The 14,468-nt window shown below is 54.7% G+C and carries 12 protein-coding genes; 8 read left to right on the forward strand and 4 right to left on the reverse strand.

What is annotated here, in order from left to right; genetic code table 11:
• Positions 1 to 100: 100 nt before the first annotated feature.
• The 7 genes from H6G13_RS09865 (at position 101) to H6G13_RS09895 (ending at position 8,758) form a co-directional block, all read left to right on the forward strand.
• Positions 101 to 1,705 carry an adenylate/guanylate cyclase domain-containing protein gene (locus H6G13_RS09865; RefSeq protein ID WP_242028245.1) on the forward strand — a complete coding sequence of 535 codons (1,605 nt, stop codon included), beginning with the start codon at positions 101 to 103 and terminating at the stop codon, positions 1,703 to 1,705.
• Positions 1,706 to 1,755: 50 nt separating this feature from the next.
• Positions 1,756 to 2,304, forward strand: a complete 549-nt coding sequence (locus tag H6G13_RS09870; RefSeq protein ID WP_190483040.1) for a PadR family transcriptional regulator — start codon at positions 1,756 to 1,758, stop codon at positions 2,302 to 2,304.
• A 169-nt stretch (positions 2,305 to 2,473) separates the two neighbouring features.
• Positions 2,474 to 3,265 (forward strand): E3 ubiquitin ligase family protein, encoded by a 792-nt coding sequence (locus H6G13_RS09875; protein ID WP_190483041.1) that lies wholly within the window; start codon positions 2,474 to 2,476, stop codon positions 3,263 to 3,265.
• A gap of 72 nt (positions 3,266 to 3,337) precedes the next feature.
• On the forward strand, positions 3,338 to 3,739 hold the full coding sequence (locus tag H6G13_RS09880) for a hypothetical protein (RefSeq protein WP_199305834.1): 402 nt from the start codon (positions 3,338 to 3,340) through the stop codon (positions 3,737 to 3,739).
• A 142-nt stretch (positions 3,740 to 3,881) separates the two neighbouring features.
• On the forward strand, positions 3,882 to 5,354 hold the full coding sequence (locus tag H6G13_RS09885; protein ID WP_190483228.1) for a glutamine synthetase family protein: 1,473 nt from the start codon (positions 3,882 to 3,884) through the stop codon (positions 5,352 to 5,354).
• An 88-nt stretch (positions 5,355 to 5,442) separates the two neighbouring features.
• Positions 5,443 to 7,641, forward strand: coding sequence for a histidine kinase dimerization/phosphoacceptor domain -containing protein (locus H6G13_RS09890; protein ID WP_190483042.1), 2,199 nt, complete (start codon positions 5,443 to 5,445; stop codon positions 7,639 to 7,641).
• 1 nt (position 7,642) lies between these two features.
• Positions 7,643 to 8,758, forward strand: coding sequence for an ATP-binding protein (locus tag H6G13_RS09895; RefSeq protein WP_190483043.1), 1,116 nt, complete (start codon positions 7,643 to 7,645; stop codon positions 8,756 to 8,758).
• Between the two features lie 45 nt (positions 8,759 to 8,803).
• Here the strand turns inward: H6G13_RS09895 and H6G13_RS09900 are convergent, their stop codons facing one another.
• Positions 8,804 to 9,568 (reverse strand): LemA family protein, encoded by a 765-nt coding sequence (locus H6G13_RS09900; protein ID WP_190483044.1) that lies wholly within the window; start codon positions 9,566 to 9,568, stop codon positions 8,804 to 8,806.
• Positions 9,569 to 9,677: 109 nt separating this feature from the next.
• Here H6G13_RS09900 and H6G13_RS09905 point away from each other — a divergent pair, with 109 nt between their 5' ends.
• Entirely contained in the window at positions 9,678 to 11,081 is a 1,404-nt protein-coding gene (locus tag H6G13_RS09905; RefSeq protein WP_190483045.1) for a TPM domain-containing protein, read from the forward strand.
• 59 nt (positions 11,082 to 11,140) lie between these two features.
• Here H6G13_RS09905 and H6G13_RS09910 read toward each other — a convergent pair whose 3' ends face one another.
• The 3 genes from H6G13_RS09910 to H6G13_RS09920 form a co-directional block, all read right to left on the reverse strand.
• Positions 11,141 to 12,445 carry an FAD-binding oxidoreductase gene (locus tag H6G13_RS09910; protein WP_190483046.1) on the reverse strand — a complete coding sequence of 435 codons (1,305 nt, stop codon included), beginning with the start codon at positions 12,443 to 12,445 and terminating at the stop codon, positions 11,141 to 11,143.
• A gap of 166 nt (positions 12,446 to 12,611) precedes the next feature.
• Positions 12,612 to 13,415 carry a glutathione S-transferase family protein gene (locus H6G13_RS09915; protein WP_190483047.1) on the reverse strand — a complete coding sequence of 268 codons (804 nt, stop codon included), beginning with the start codon at positions 13,413 to 13,415 and terminating at the stop codon, positions 12,612 to 12,614.
• Between the two features lie 19 nt (positions 13,416 to 13,434).
• Entirely contained in the window at positions 13,435 to 14,244 is an 810-nt protein-coding gene (locus H6G13_RS09920) for a DUF4230 domain-containing protein (protein ID WP_190483048.1), read from the reverse strand.
• Positions 14,245 to 14,468 lie beyond the last annotated feature (224 nt).

The following is a 14,468-nucleotide window of genomic DNA, read 5'->3' on the forward strand; positions in this document are numbered from 1 at the left end:
CCAGAAATTCTCCCAATCAGTCTCAAAAAATGGCACCTTAGGGTAGGTCAAGCAGCAATGCGGCCCTTTAGCGAGTGTTCTCCCACATCGGTTTTTAATCATGCCACCCCAGGCTTCTTTTCGCTCCCTTAAATCGGGTACGTATTGGCTGGCCGTGGCAACTATAGCCGTAGGCTACCTGTTACTCGTCAAGCTAAGTTTCAAAATTCCTGGAATGGGCATGAATACGGGCACAGGACATATCGTGCCGCTGCCCATTTGGCCGCCTGCTGGCTACCTTCAAGGGCTGGTGCTCATTCTGGGAGCACGGTTCTGGCCTGGCTTTGCTTTGGGAGACATGCTGGTCACTTTAGCCACAGAGGAAAAGTCTTTCTGGTTGGAGGGCCTCTTTTCCGCTCTGAACAACACCCTCCAGCCGCTGTTGGGGCTGTGGCTGCTACAGCGCAGTCGCTTTGATTGGGCTCTAGAAGGGTTGAGTGCAGTAGGAGCTTTTGTGGCTCTCGGCGCAGTGGTACCCGCGATCTTCAGCGCGACCTTTGGGGTTATTTACTGCTGCATGTTTGCCGATATGTCCTGGATGGACTTTGGCACAGCCTGGTTTAGATGGTGGATTAGCAACGTTACAGGGGTGCTCTTTCTAGTGCCGCTGATGCTGACTTGGCGGCGGGGCATCCGTCGATTCAAGGCGTTTTATTTTCTTCCGTTTATCCTGCTTTGGCTGGCGCTGCTGCTGCTGCTGAGCTGGTTTATTCTAAGCTCTTCAATCCGCATGGAGATTGCTCCTTATCCTCTGGAGTACCTGCTGTTTCCCTTAGTGATCTGGGGCGCTCTAAGATTAGGGCCAGCTGGCGCAGCGATCGCAACTGCCGTGGTGATCAGCATCGCGACTTGGGGCATTACTCAAAATCGGGGACCTTTTATCGCGGGGGCTGTTAATGCCAATCAGGCAGTCCTAGCGCTGCAGGCATATATCTGTGTCTTGGCCTTTACCGGGCTGACTTTGGCAGCGGTGGTGGCTGAACGGGAAAAGGCCCGAGCAGACCTCTTAGAAGAAAAGGAAAAATCTGAGCTGCTACTGCTCAACATCTTGCCCCATCCGATTGCCACTCGCTTAAAGAACGATCAAGCCACCATTGCCGACCACTTTGCTGAGGTGACTGTCTTATTTGCCGACATTGTGGACTTTTCCCGGCTCTCGGCTGAACTCACCCCCCAAGAGCTAGTAGCGCTGCTGAATGATGTGTTTTCCCGATTTGATGAGCTAGCCGATCGGCATCAGCTAGAAAAGATCAAGACCATTGGCGATGCCTACATGGCAGTCGGCGGCTTGCCAGACTACCGGGCTGACCATGCATCTGCGATCGCAGACTTTGCTCTCGACCTACAAATTACCGTAGCTGAATTTAGCCGTCGTACCCAGCACCCCTTTCAGCTTCGAATCGGCATTAATACAGGGCCAGTGGTGGCAGGCGTAATTGGCACCAAAAAATTCATCTACGACCTCTGGGGTGATACGGTCAACACTGCCAGCCGCATGGAGTCTTTTGGCCTTGCTGAGCACATTCAAGTGACGGAGACGACCTACCAGGTGCTCAAGGAAAACTATGATTTTGAAGCCCGAGGAGAGATCTCTATCAAGGGTAAAGGCAGCCTACACACCTACTTGCTCAAGGGAAAGCGGCGCATCCCGATTGAGAGCAAATAGAGTACTATGCTCTTTAGTGCATATAGACTAATTCCCTATCCTCGGTCAAAATGGCCCTCGCTCATGCAATTCTCGTGTCTCTGCTTGACTGTCCCTGTAGTGGCTACGACTTAGCTAAGCGCTTTGATCGCTCTGTGGGCTTTTTTTGGGATGCCAGCCACCAGCAAATTTACCGGGAATTAGCCAAACTGGAGGCCGAGGGCTATCTAGTGGCAGAAAAGATTGACCAGGAAGGTCGCCCCAACAAAAAAGTCTACGAAGTGACTCCCTATGGCAGACAGCTCCTGCAGGAGTGGATTGCCCAACCCGCCGAGATCAGTCCAGTGAAAGACGATCTACTGGTCAAGCTGTTTGGCGGTCATTTGGTGCCCAAAGAAATTATTTTAAAGGAGCTAGAGCAGCACCGCCAGCAGCACCTAGCGCGGCTGGCTGAGTATCACTCTATTCAGGCGACCTTTCAAGAACAGCCCGTACGCCTGCCGTTAGAGGCCGAGTACCAGTATCTGACGCTGCTCAACGGTTTGAAATACGAAGAGAGCTGGCTGGCCTGGTGCGAAGAAGCGATCGCACGGCTCACCCGCTCTCGACCCGCCAGTTAACTTTGGTTGCATTTGGCCTTTTGGGGCTAGTTTACGGCCCACTTTGGCAACACTAACCTTGAGCTAGCCATCTCTAGAAAGCAAGCCCTATTACCCTAGTGGGCTCCTTCGCCCCCGGCAACGCTCCTAAAGTCACACTGCGCTAAATCGGGCGTTCTCAAGTATGTTCATGTTTGGCATTATTCTGCTGACGGTTGGGGTCGTTTTGTATTTCGTCAAGCGCAGGCAGCAAAACCGGGCGATGAGCCTCAAGAGTGCCCGCAAAGTATCTGCTGCTGAGCTGCAGTCTACAGCTCGGGCCGTTGCCGACGAGATCGGCGGCGGCGATTGGCGCGACTACGTTAAGCTTTGGGGCGAAATTTCGGTAGAGAAGCCCCTGCTGTCTGACCTGAAACAGCAGCCCTGTGTCTACTACGAATTCACGGTGCAGCGAGAATATGAAGAAACCGTGCGCCAAAAAAATGCCGATGGCGAAATGGAAACTCGCACCCAGCGAGGCACAGAAGTTCTCAGCAGCCACAGCCAGTCTATTCCCTTCTACCTGCACGACGGTTCTGGCAAAGTCTGGGTGGAACCGGAAGAGGCAGATATTGAAACTGTGGAAGTGGTCAATGAGTTTCAGCCCGGAGAACCCGGTGGTGGCCTGCTCTCCTATGGTCGGTTCAAGCGCACCCTGAGTGTAGGCTTTGGCACCAGCGACCGCCGCACTCTGGGCTATCGCTATCGGGAGTCGGTTTTGCCCGTAGGCCGCTCAGTCTTGGTAGTCGGATCGGCAGGTGATCAGCGAAACGAGATTGCGATCGCAAAACCCCTAACCGCTACCCAGCATTTCATCATCTCTCTCAAACCAGACGAAGCCCTCACTCAAGCTGCCGAGCGCAACAGCAAATGGGCCTCTTGGAGCATGATTGGCTGCCTGTCCAGTGGACTGCTGCTAACCCTAATCGGCCTGCTAGTCTAGCCCCTCAAAAGGCAGGACACAAACATCACCCTTACATTCCCCCTTGCTCCCACCCCACCAGCGACCCAACCTATGTCCACTGCCGTAGAAACGCAATCCTCCAACAAACCTGGCCCAAATAAGATTTTGGATGAGATCTTGGGCGTTGCCGTCTTCGACATTAATGGTCTACCCCGAGAGTATTTTGTAACGCCAGATAACCAAAGCACCAGCTGGGTACAAATTGTCTTTCAGGCATTGGGGCTAAAATCTCTGCTGATGTCCTCTCTCAAGCTAGACAGCTTTCAGCACATCTCCATTCACCTAGACGAGCAAACAGCCGTGGTGATACGGACTAAGAGTGCCTATGTCGCCCTTCTGATCAAAGGTCCGCGCCACTTCCCCAGTGACACTGCTGCAGATCGCTTTGGTCAATGGGTTCGCCAGTTTGAGCAAAATACCCTGCGGCACCACCCTCGCTTCAAAGCGGCTTAAGCCATTCAGTCGACCCGACTTATTGAAATCCTCCGGGCCGTATCTCTGAATACAGAGATGTTATAACAACCCCGGTTTACTACAGAAAAGTAAACCGGCGAGGGGATAAGCTGTGACTGGAACTCTTCTTAGAACCGATGCCCTGACTCCTCTAGAAGCCTGTGTACAGCAAGAGGGGCGTGCCGAACTGGTTCAGCAAGTGCGAGCCAAAATCAATGAGCTGGGCATTCAATACATCTACTACCAGTTCATCTCAGTCACCGGGCGCATTGTGGGCAAAGGAGTGCCCGCCGACCACTGGGAAACCATTGCCGAGCGAGGCATTCAGCTAGTCTACGGAGCAACGGCCAATCTTTTCCTCGATCGCCACAGCAACTACATCGGCTATGGCCCCGAAGCGTCTGAACTAGTCGCCATTCCCGACCCCGAAACCTTCTGCCAGCTGCCCTGGGACAAGCGCGTGGCGCGGGTCTTCTGCACCTGCTTCCGCAACCGGGAAGAACCCGAAGCCCCTGGCGGCTACCTCACCTCCGACTGCCGAGGCAACCTAAAGCGCATCCACGCCCAGTTCCAGGCCGACCACAACGGGCTACACCTACGCCACGGCACCGAACCCGAAATGATGTGGCTCAAAAAAGGCCCCGATGGCAAACCCGCAGGCGGTGTGACCAAGCCCAACTGCTACCACATTGACCAGTTTGAGGAGCTGCGCCCAGTTTTCCTGCGGGTGATCGACTACTGCAAAGCAATGGGCTTGGACATGATTCAGGGCGACCACGAAGATGCCCCGGGCCAGCTTGAGCTGAACTTCATGTACGATGATGCCCTCAGAACTGCTGACCGCCTCACCACTTACCGCCAGATTTGCTCTCAGGTGGCCCGCGAGTTCAACCTGATCGCCTGCTTCATGACCAAGCCCTTTATGGGCCTCTCAGCCAACGGCTGTCACCACAACCTATCGCTTTGGTATGGCGGCGAAGACCAAGTCAGCGACTTTGGCTACGAGTCTCTGCCGGGGATGAGCGGCAGCTTCAGCTACCGCAAAGGCGGCGACAACACCTTCCTGCCCCTACCCGAAAACCATCCAACGCTGCCGGGGCCAACCGGCCTCAATGCCATTGGCGGCATTATCGATCACCTAGGGGCGCTAACCGCCATCGGCTGCTCCACCGTCAACTCCTATCGTCGCCTCTGGGATACTGGCCTGTGGGCTCCTGTATATGCCGACTGGGGCTATCAGAACCGCACCTGTGGCCTGCGGGTCTCGGCCCCTGGGCGGTTTGAATACCGGGCCGTAGACTCAATGGTCAACCCCTACCTAATGGCCTCAGCCATTCTCAAAGCTTTTGACGACGGCATTAAGCGCAACCTCGACCCCGGTGAACCCGAAACCCGCAATCTCTATGAGGCGATGGAAGCCGGTAAGCAGGTGAAAAAGCTGCCCATGTCCCTAGGAGAGGCCCTAGAACGGCTAGCGCAAGATGACGTCATAAAATCGGCCATGCCCGGCGATATGTACTCGGTCTACACCTGGTACAAGCGTGACGAGTGGGAAAAGTTTCTCGCCACCTCGACGGATTGGGATGTGGAGATGTATATGGACTGTTTGCCTTAAGCAAAGCTCGCTGCAAGCAAAGATTTACGCTCAATCGGCTAGCCTGGGACAATCAGGGGCACAATACGAATAGTGCTGTCTGAGGGATATGACACAGCCAGGATCTCCTTCTATCCTATCTAGGTTGGAGCCAGCCATTGATCGTCGCCCGTTGACAGTTGAGCCGTCGCTGTCGTTGGCTGATGCGATCGCAATTATGGCCAAGGCTCAGAGTAGCTGCACTGCCCCCAGCCTGAATCTGCCGCTTGAGATTGCCCTGAAAAACCAGGCCCGAGCCAGTGTGGTGTGGGTGGTTGAAGGGTCGCAGCTAGTGGGTCAGTTTACTGAGCAAGAAGCTTTGGCTGCCATTGCCTCCGGCCGGGATTTGTCCGGGATGGCGCTGGCTGACGGCATGGGGGAGATTGCCCTGGCGGTCAACCCGGCAGACTTGCCAGACAGTTTTGCCGTTTTGGCCCTGCTGCGTCAGCAGCAGCTGCGTCACCTACCCATGGTGGACGAGCAGGGGCACTTTTCAGGCATGGCAACAATTGAAACGCTGCGGGCGGCGCTGCAGCTCGACCATTTGCTCAAGGCGCTGCCCTTAGCCGATGCTATGTTGGCTCCTGGTTTGCAGGCCCCGGCTACGGCTGCGATCGCAGCCGTAGCCCAGCAGATGGTGGCCACCGGGCAGGACAGCGTCATGCTTTGGGGTGAAGCAGAGGCAAACCCTCAATGGGTCGGACTGCTGCTGGCCCAAGATGTACTTCAGCTCGAAATGCTGGGTCTGGATCTGAACCGAACTCAGGCTCAAGCAGTGATGCGGCCTACCCTGCCCAACTTTGCGCCCGAAGAAAAGGTGCTGGTTGCCTACTGGCACATGCAGCAGCAGCAGGCACAGCGCTGCCTGGTTATGCAGGCAGCAGGAGACCTGGCCGGTCAGGTGACCTTTACCAGTTTTCTAACAACCCTTGATCTGGACTTGCTGCGTGGGGTTGAACTTGAGCTGCAAGAGTCCATCCAAACCTTTGCCAACCGCCCTAGCCCAAAGGCATCAGATCCACTTTCAGGAGCTACAGCCAGCCCAGACGGCATTGAAGGACTGCGCGAACAGCTAGAGTCTAGCCAGCTGCTGGCAGCGATGGCTATGCACATCCGAGAGTCGCTGCAGATTAGCGAAATTCTTCAAACGGCAGTCGATGAGGTGCGCCAGTTCCTACAAACCGAGCGGGTGCTAATTTACCGGTTCAACCCCGACATGAGCGGTACGGTAGTCGTAGAGTCCGTGGCCGATGGCTGGCAGCCCGCCCTCAACAGCACAGTACGCGATGCCTGCTTTGGCAAAAACTATGCCCATGCCTACAAGGAGGGCCGCACTCAGGTCGTCGATGACATTTACACCGCCGGATTGACCCAATGCCACATCGACATTTTGGTGATTTATGATGTCAGGGCTAGTTTGGTCGTGCCGATTTTGCAGGGCGATCATCTGTGGGGTTTGCTGTGCGCCTACCACTGCTCTGCGCCTAAGCACTGGCGAACATTTGAGGTGGAGTTGCTGAAACAGCTGGCGACTCACATTGCGATCGCTATTCAGCAGTCTGAACTCTATGAGCAAATCCAGAGCGAACTGGCCGAACGTAAACGAGCCGAGGAACAGCTCAAATCCTCTTTGCGAGAAAAAGAAGCTCTCATCAAGGAGATCCATCATCGCGTCAAAAACAACTTGCAGATTATTTCTAGCGTGCTCAGGTTGCAGTCTGACTTCGTGCGCGATAAGAAGGTCATGGCCCTGTTTAACGACAGCCAGAACCGCATTCGCTCAATGGCCCTAATCCATGAAAAGCTTTACCAGTCCCGCGATCTGCTGCGGATTAGCATGGCTGAGTACGTGCAGGACCTAGCCCACAACCTGCTATCGTCCTACGTGGCTAGCTCACAGAGAATCCAACTTCAGATTCAAGCAGAGTCTATCTGGTTGAACATAGATACCGCCATTCCCTGTGGTTTAATCATCAACGAACTCGTTTCTAACGCGTTAAAACATGCCTTTCCCGATCCCCATCGCTCAGATAATCATGTCTGGGTAACGATGAGGCAGAGAAAGGAGGGGGACTTTACCCTTATAGTTAGGGATAACGGCATTGGGTTGCCTACAGGGTTAGACTTCAAAAATACAGAGTCTTTGGGTTTAGAGTTGGTTTGTATTTTTACCGAGCAACTAGAAGGCAGTATTGAACTGGCTGACAGCGAGGGAACCCAGTTTGTAGTCACCTTTAATGAGATAGGAGACTTGGCAAGGGATACCTAATATGGCTGGAGAAAAAATTCTAGTCGTAGAAGATGAGCGCGTTGTCGCTAGAGACATTGAAAAGCGCCTCAAAAACCTTGGCTATCAAGTCCCTGCCTCTGTCGCATCAGGTGAAGCAGCACTGATAAAAGTAGCAGAGCTACAGCCCGATTTGGTGCTGATGGATATTCAGCTTAGAGGGGCTCTAGACGGCATCGCAACGGCCGAGCAAATTCGCGCCGATTTTGATATACCTGTTATCTATCTCACAGCCTTTGCCGACGAGGACACGCTGCAGCGCGCCAAAGCCAGCGAACCCTTTGGTTACATTGTCAAACCCTTTGACGAAAAAGACCTGCACGTCACGATCGAAGTTGCTTTTCGGCGGCGTCTGGCTGAAGCCGCCATTCGAGTAGCTCTGGAAAAAGAAAAAGAGCTCAGTGAATTGAAGTCCCGCTTCTGGTCAATGATCATTCACGAGTTCCGCAACCCTTTGACCTCAATTTTGTCCTCAGCTCAACTGCTAGAACTTCACGGGCACCGCCTATCCGACGACCGCAAGCAGGAGTACCTCGGCCTCATTCAAAATTCGGTTAGGGCAATCAACCAGCTAATGAATGACACGCTGACGATTGTTCAGACTGAAAAGAGCGATCTTGAATTTAATCCGGCTTCCCTTGATCTAGAAGCGTTTTGCAGAGATTTAGTCGAAGAAATTCAGTTCAATGTTCAGTCGAACCACCGCATTATATTTACCCTTCGAGGTAACTGTGATGACTACTGCCTCGACCGAAAACTCCTATGGCATATTTTGACCAACCTGCTTTCTAATGCCGTCAAATATTCTCCTTTAGGAGGAGAGATTTACCTGAATCTAATTTGTACTGAGCAAGAGGTTGTTTTCCAGGTCAGAGATAAAGGCATTGGCATTCCTTCAGAGACTCAGACCCACTTGTTTGAGCCCTTCCACCGGGCTACCAACGTTGGCAACATTCCTGGCACCGGGCTAGGGCTGACGCTGGTACGAAAGTGCCTAGACCTACACAGTGGTCATATTGAGGTGGAGAGTGAAGTAGGCCAAGGCTCAACCTTTACTGTGCGGTTTTATTCTGCCTGCGCCATCAGCCAGCGGCACTGAAGGGCCTTTCTTGGAATTGAGAGGAGCGAGTTTAGAAGCGCAAGCCTAAGGATTGACGACTGGAACCTCTCGGCTGGTGGCTTCAAACAGAGGTTTGGATTCAAAGCCCAGCGGACCTGAAACCAAAGACGTGGGAAAGGTTTCAACCTGGTGATTGTATTGAGAGACGGCCTGGTTGTAGCGCATTCGCTCGGTGGCAATGCGGTTTTCGGTGCCAGCCAATTCGTCCTGCAGCCCGATATAGAGCTGGCTAGACTGAAACTGGGGAGAAGACAGCACCGTGGTCTGAAACTGGGTAAGTGCCTGGTTCACCTGTTCGGCAGCGGCAAGTTTTTCGGGTTGGCCGACAGCGTTTTCATACTCCTGGCGGGCTTGGGTTAGCTGGGTTACGAGAGCCTGTTCCTGCTGAGCAGCGCTGCGGGTAACGTTGACTAGATTGGGAATCAGATCAGCCCGGCGTTGAAACTGGTTCTCTACTTGAGCCCAGGCGAGGTCAACGGTTTGAGCAGAGGCAGACAGGCTGTTGTAGGTCAGGGCTCCCCAGCCCAGCAGGGCAGCCCCAAGGGCTAACCCGCCTAGGGTCAAGAATTTCTGGTGCTGCCTGGCCCGCTCTTTAAGCTCGCGGGTCTCTTCCTCGCGGGCCTGCAGCTGATTTAGGGCTTTTTGAATGAATTCTGGGGGAATACTGGCATCAGATCCCGCCTGCACTAGCTCTTCAACGGTATAACTCTGATTTTGCCGGGCATAGAGCCGAGCTGCAAGTTCAAAGACTTCTGAAGCCTTGTCTTCGGGAATACGAAGGTCTGCCATAGTAGACGCGGGTGGGAATAATGATGGCTAAGGATGGAGTGCCCAATCATACTTTTATCAAGGCTGCTTTAAGGGCTGTCAGGGCTCAGAACGCAGATTCTTATAGTTTATGGGTAAACAATTACTAAGAGCTTTTTGCCTGGTTATCTGTGCTGTTTTTTTAGTACAGCCAGCGTGGGCCGTCTCAGTGGATCAGGTGCCCAATCCCCGGCAGGTTAATGGCGGTTGGGTGACAGACCTGGCTGATTTGCTCAGTTCTCAGGCTGAAGGCGAGATTAATCGAATGATTTCTAACCTACAAGCAACCAACGGCAGCGAAGTAGCGGTGGTCACGCTGGAGTTGGTACCTGCAGATACCACGCCCAAAGCGTTTGCCACTGAGCTCTTTAACCAGTGGGGCATTGGGGCGGCTGGGCAGGACAATGGCGTTCTGTTTTTGGTTTCCCTGGGGGACCGCCGCTTTGAGATCGAGACAGGCTATGGGGCAGAAGCCTACTTGCCCGACGCTCGGGTAGGCCGTATTCGCGATCAGACAATTTTGCCCTATTTTCGCCAGGAGAATTACGAGCAAGGCATCTTGGCGGGCACAGAGGAGATTGTCAATACGCTGGCGACTGCCTCCTTTGACCCAGCCTCTGCTGCCCCTGAACCAGTAATACCTTGGGCTATGAATGGTCTAGCTGCTTTAGTTGGCGGGGGCGGCTCACTGCTGAGCTTTGCGCGGCTAAAGTCACGGGCAAACCGCACTGAATTTGTTGCCCCCGAGGGCTATACGCGGCTCAACGACCTGCAGTTTGATGGCAGCGTGCTGGGATTGAGTTGGGCCACAGCTTTTATGGTGATGTTTGCGATCGCAGCTCTAGCCGTACCTGTTTTCACCACCGCTTCAGTGTTCAGCCTATTTTCTCTAGTTCCGGCTGTTTTTATTAGCTTGGTGGGGGCTGTGGTCCTAGGCCCTATCTTGACAGCGGCGGCCCGAGGGGGAAAGCGGTCAAGTCAGCATCGTCCGTTGTCCTGTGCCGTTTCTCGCAACCCTATGCAGCCGGTGGCGGCTGACGTGTTAGAGCAGCGGCTGACCCATCCTGAGCTGGTGGCCCAGTCTTTGGGCAGTGTGCGGTTTGAGGGCTGGATCTGTCCGGTGTGCCATCCCGATGGCCCTCAGCCCCACTCTCCTAACTCAGATCGCACGGCTGACCTGCATATCTTTGGCTATGAGCAGCCCAGCCGCTACAGCCTATGCCCTCAGTGCCAGGAAAAGACAGTGTCAAGCCAAACGCACAAAATCCGCAGAGCAACGACGCATCGAACCGGCCTAGAGCGCACCGATTATGCTTGTCAGGCCTGTGATTATAAGGATTCTAAGGAGCGGGTCCTTCCCCGGCTGCCGCCGCCTGTAGTCGTTAGCGGTGGGCCTCCCAGCGGCGGTGGCGGCTTTGGCGGTGGCGGCAGCTCAGGCGGAGGTAGCTTCGGCGGCGGCAGTTCAGGCGGAGGTGGTGCAGGCGGGAGTTGGTAACCTATCCCACTTCTAGTCATGCGACAATCAGCCTTAACCTAAGGCCAGAGACTGTCGCTCTAAATACCTCCAACAAAGCGTCCTGGGCTGAGCAGCCGTTCTGGGTCAAACTGCTGCTTTAGGCCGCGCATCAGGTCCAGTGCATTGCCAGGATAGCCCCATACGTCCACCGCCTGCTTCAGGGCCATCGGTGCTGTCAACACGGTTAGGTAGCCAGCGGCGGCTTCACAATGCGATCGCAACTTCAGCACCCTCTCGGGGACAGCAGCCTCCCCCTCCAACCGAATCTGGCCAACCCCACTGCTGGCATGAATGCGGCCTAAACTACCCGCTTCACCTTGAAGCTGCTCCAGCAGGCTGACGGCAGCTTCGGGCAGAACGCCGACTTTTACAATCACGACCGGGTTTTCGGTCTGTTCGGCAAAGACCTGAGCTCCACTCTGCTGCCAGAACCGAGCATCAGCCTCGCCGGTCAATACCTGTCCCACCAGATTCTGGGCCTGGCCCAGCGCCAGCAGCCGCTGCACCTGCTCCTCCACCCCCGCCGTAATTGACTGAAACCGAGCCGCCAGACCAAAGTCCTGCTGACCTAGTGCCGCCATAAGAGCCGGAGAGAGCACATCTAAAGCGACAGGAGTGAGGGCCGAAAGCCGTAGGGTTTGGCTAAGCTGGTTAACCGCCGTTGCCGAGCCAGAGAAAACGACAGTTTGAGAAGCTTCTTGAACCGGGTAAGTGCGAAAGGTGACCTGAAAAAGAATACCGAGGGTGCCGTAGGAGCCGGTCATAAGCTTCATCAGATCGTATCCGGCCACATTCTTGACCACGCGCCCACCGGCCTTAGCAATCTGGCCGTCATGGCGAACCCAAGAAAGCCCAATCAGCAGATCCCGAATGCCGCCGTAACGCTGTCGCAGAGATCCAGCATCGCCTGTGGCGATCAGTCCGGCCAGGGTGGCTTGCTGGGGGTAAGCCGGATCAAGAGGAAGCATCTGGTTAGCCGCTGCCAGAGTCTGCTGCAGTTCGGCCAGGGTTAGCCCCGCCTCTGCGGTCACGGTCAAATCTCCCACCGCATGATCAATGATGCGGTTTAGGCGGCGAGTGCTGACGACCAGATCAATGCTCTCGGCCAGACCGCCCCAGCCCAGCTTGCTGCCGCTACCGCAAGGCAGCACCCGCCAGCGGTTTTGATAGGCGCAGGCCATCACGTCCGCAAGCTGGGCCTGGGTCGTGGGGCAAACCAGTGCCTGAGGCGGAGCTTGGGAACCTAACGCGGCCTGGATGGGAGCCTGTTGTTCCGGCGCTATAGCATCCCAGGGAGTGACATCTGTTCCCAGGGCTTTGAGGGAGGTAATAAGGTCAGACATTGAGGGCAAGCGAAGGAGCTAATCTCATTCAATAATTCAATGGCTCTCGGCACAACGTCGAGAGCCACTAAAACTGGGCAGCTAGTTTTAAGCTCAAGCTAGAAGGTCGGCAGGCAAAGCTTAAAACGCAAGCCGTCAGAAGCTTTACCTAACCCGCCATTTCCTGCTAGTCAATGCTAATTGAGGTGGGACCGCTGCCGCTGGATCGGTTGCTGGCAGGAGTCGCTTCTTGAATTTTGCGGTAGTCAGCATAGAGACGATCGCGCCATTCAAAAAAGGGCCGAAAGGCGGGGTCATCGACCAGGCCAGGGACGCCCTTATCGCAGATACCTGGAGGCAAGTCCACGTAGCGACTGGGCGGAAACTTGATATACATGGTCAGACCTGCGACGGCAAAGTCAGCCAGGGTCGGATAGTCTGACACTAGATAGGGCCTGGTTTGCAGAATCAGGCAGAGAGCTTCTAAGTTCTGCTTGAGGGCATCGGTAGCCGACTTTACAGCATCAGCCCCAAAGCCAATGCCGGTGCTCAGCAGGTTGAGCACATCCCCCGGCACCGAACTTACCAAATTGCGAAGCAGGTCGGGGGCGGAGCTAGGCAGAATCGCGGTGCGAAAGTTAGGGTGCTGGTTAAACGCCCCAATCATGGCCTTACGCGCATTAAGACCAATAGACTCGTCGGCCCACTCCTCCATCAGCAGGCACAGGCCCTTACCTAGAGGATCGACTGGCAAAATGGGACGCTCGGGATAGTTGCTTTCGAGGTAGTTTGCGATCGCAGTTGAGTCAGCTACCACCGAATCGCCGTCTTTCAATACGGGCACTAAGCGCTGGCCTGATAGGCGGAATAGATCGATTTGCCCAACGCCAGGGGTAACTTCAATCTTGCGATAGGGCAGCTGTTTGTAGTCCAGAATTAGGCGAACTTTTTCGCAGTAATGAGAGGCTTCAAACTGATACAGCTCTAGCATAGAGAGTCCTCAGGCACGCCTAGTTAACTGTATCGCCAATTGCCGAATTAGCACACAGAGCGTCGGCGGTAGGTGGGCTGACTACCTCTACAGCGTTAAAGCCTGCCGTAGAGAGCAGTTGGCGCACGGTTAGCTCAGCTCGGGTAGTAGCCTCCTGCAAAATATCTTCGGTGCAGGCTGCTTCAACAATCTTGCCCAGAGCCTCTTGCTGGGCCAGTTCCTGCAGCTGGGGTGCACTATCGGGCCCTAGGCCCAAGAACCCCCGGTCATAATCAAAGACGTTGGAGCGGCTTAGGTCTAGCTTAGTATCCAGAATACGGGCGGGCGGCAGGGTGATGCGAATGCTGGAGGTAGATTCATCTACAACAACGTTTTCAGCCGTGATTTCGCTCAAGTCAACCCCAGCTCGGACTTCGCCATAGGCCACATAAAGCAGTTTGGTCGAGCCAATGACATATCCAGCTAAGGTGCGATCGCTCGCCGTCGGCACCACGGCCTCCATCGCAAAGATAGCCGTTGTAAGCTCACTAGCGCCTCGAATCTGCTGCACCACAACCGACCGCACATCAACCCTAGGAGCAGGCGGCTCAGTTGGCCCCATCATTAATCGAAGCCCCTCAAAGAAGCGATCGCCCGAGCGCCAAATCCCTACACCGGCTAGCAGCCCTAGAATTACTGCACCACCCACCACCATGTTCGACAAGCTGTGAACAACGCTAAACGGTTGGGGCCGACGGTGGCGAGGCTCGTAGTCGTCTTCTAAATCCAGATTATGCTCATCATTAGGAGGACGCTGCGGGCGTTTCTTGCAGGGAGGTGCGGTGCGCATGGCGAGACAGCCTTACCAGACATTCTTTAAGACACTAGCAAATTCAGCCGGATGAAAGGGTGAATTGGGGCCAAATAACCACAAAGTCTACCAAATTGTTCCCAGGTGGGCTTCGAGCTACCCAGCCAAGCTGGCTCTTGGAGCTGTCCTCAGGCTGCCAATGCAAAGTTCACTAGCACAACATTAGCTGCTGAGAAAGACCTTTGACCTTAACCCAAACGATT

Origin of the sequence: Pseudanabaena sp. FACHB-2040 (assembly GCF_014696715.1) — a bacterium.
Classification (GTDB): Bacteria; Cyanobacteriota; Cyanobacteriia; order Phormidesmidales; family Phormidesmidaceae; genus JACVSF01.

Excerpts from the sequence above, each read along its gene's own strand:
- H6G13_RS09900 (WP_190483044.1), bottom strand. The coding sequence starts at position 9,568 with ATGGCAGACCTTCGTATTCCCGAAGACAAGGCTTCAGAAGTCTTTGAA.
- H6G13_RS09895 (WP_190483043.1), top strand. The coding sequence starts at position 7,643 with ATGGCTGGAGAAAAAATTCTAGTCGTAGAAGATGAGCGCGTTGTCGCT.
- H6G13_RS09905 (WP_190483045.1), top strand. The coding sequence starts at position 9,678 with ATGGGTAAACAATTACTAAGAGCTTTTTGCCTGGTTATCTGTGCTGTT.
- H6G13_RS09915 (WP_190483047.1), bottom strand. The coding sequence starts at position 13,415 with ATGCTAGAGCTGTATCAGTTTGAAGCCTCTCATTACTGCGAAAAAGTT.
- H6G13_RS09875 (WP_190483041.1), top strand. The coding sequence starts at position 2,474 with ATGTTTGGCATTATTCTGCTGACGGTTGGGGTCGTTTTGTATTTCGTC.
- H6G13_RS09890 (WP_190483042.1), top strand. The coding sequence starts at position 5,443 with ATGACACAGCCAGGATCTCCTTCTATCCTATCTAGGTTGGAGCCAGCC.
- H6G13_RS09865 (WP_242028245.1), top strand. The coding sequence starts at position 101 with ATGCCACCCCAGGCTTCTTTTCGCTCCCTTAAATCGGGTACGTATTGG.
- H6G13_RS09870 (WP_190483040.1), top strand. The coding sequence starts at position 1,756 with ATGGCCCTCGCTCATGCAATTCTCGTGTCTCTGCTTGACTGTCCCTGT.
- H6G13_RS09920 (WP_190483048.1), bottom strand. The coding sequence starts at position 14,244 with ATGCGCACCGCACCTCCCTGCAAGAAACGCCCGCAGCGTCCTCCTAAT.
- H6G13_RS09880 (WP_199305834.1), top strand. The coding sequence starts at position 3,338 with ATGTCCACTGCCGTAGAAACGCAATCCTCCAACAAACCTGGCCCAAAT.
- H6G13_RS09910 (WP_190483046.1), bottom strand. The coding sequence starts at position 12,445 with ATGTCTGACCTTATTACCTCCCTCAAAGCCCTGGGAACAGATGTCACT.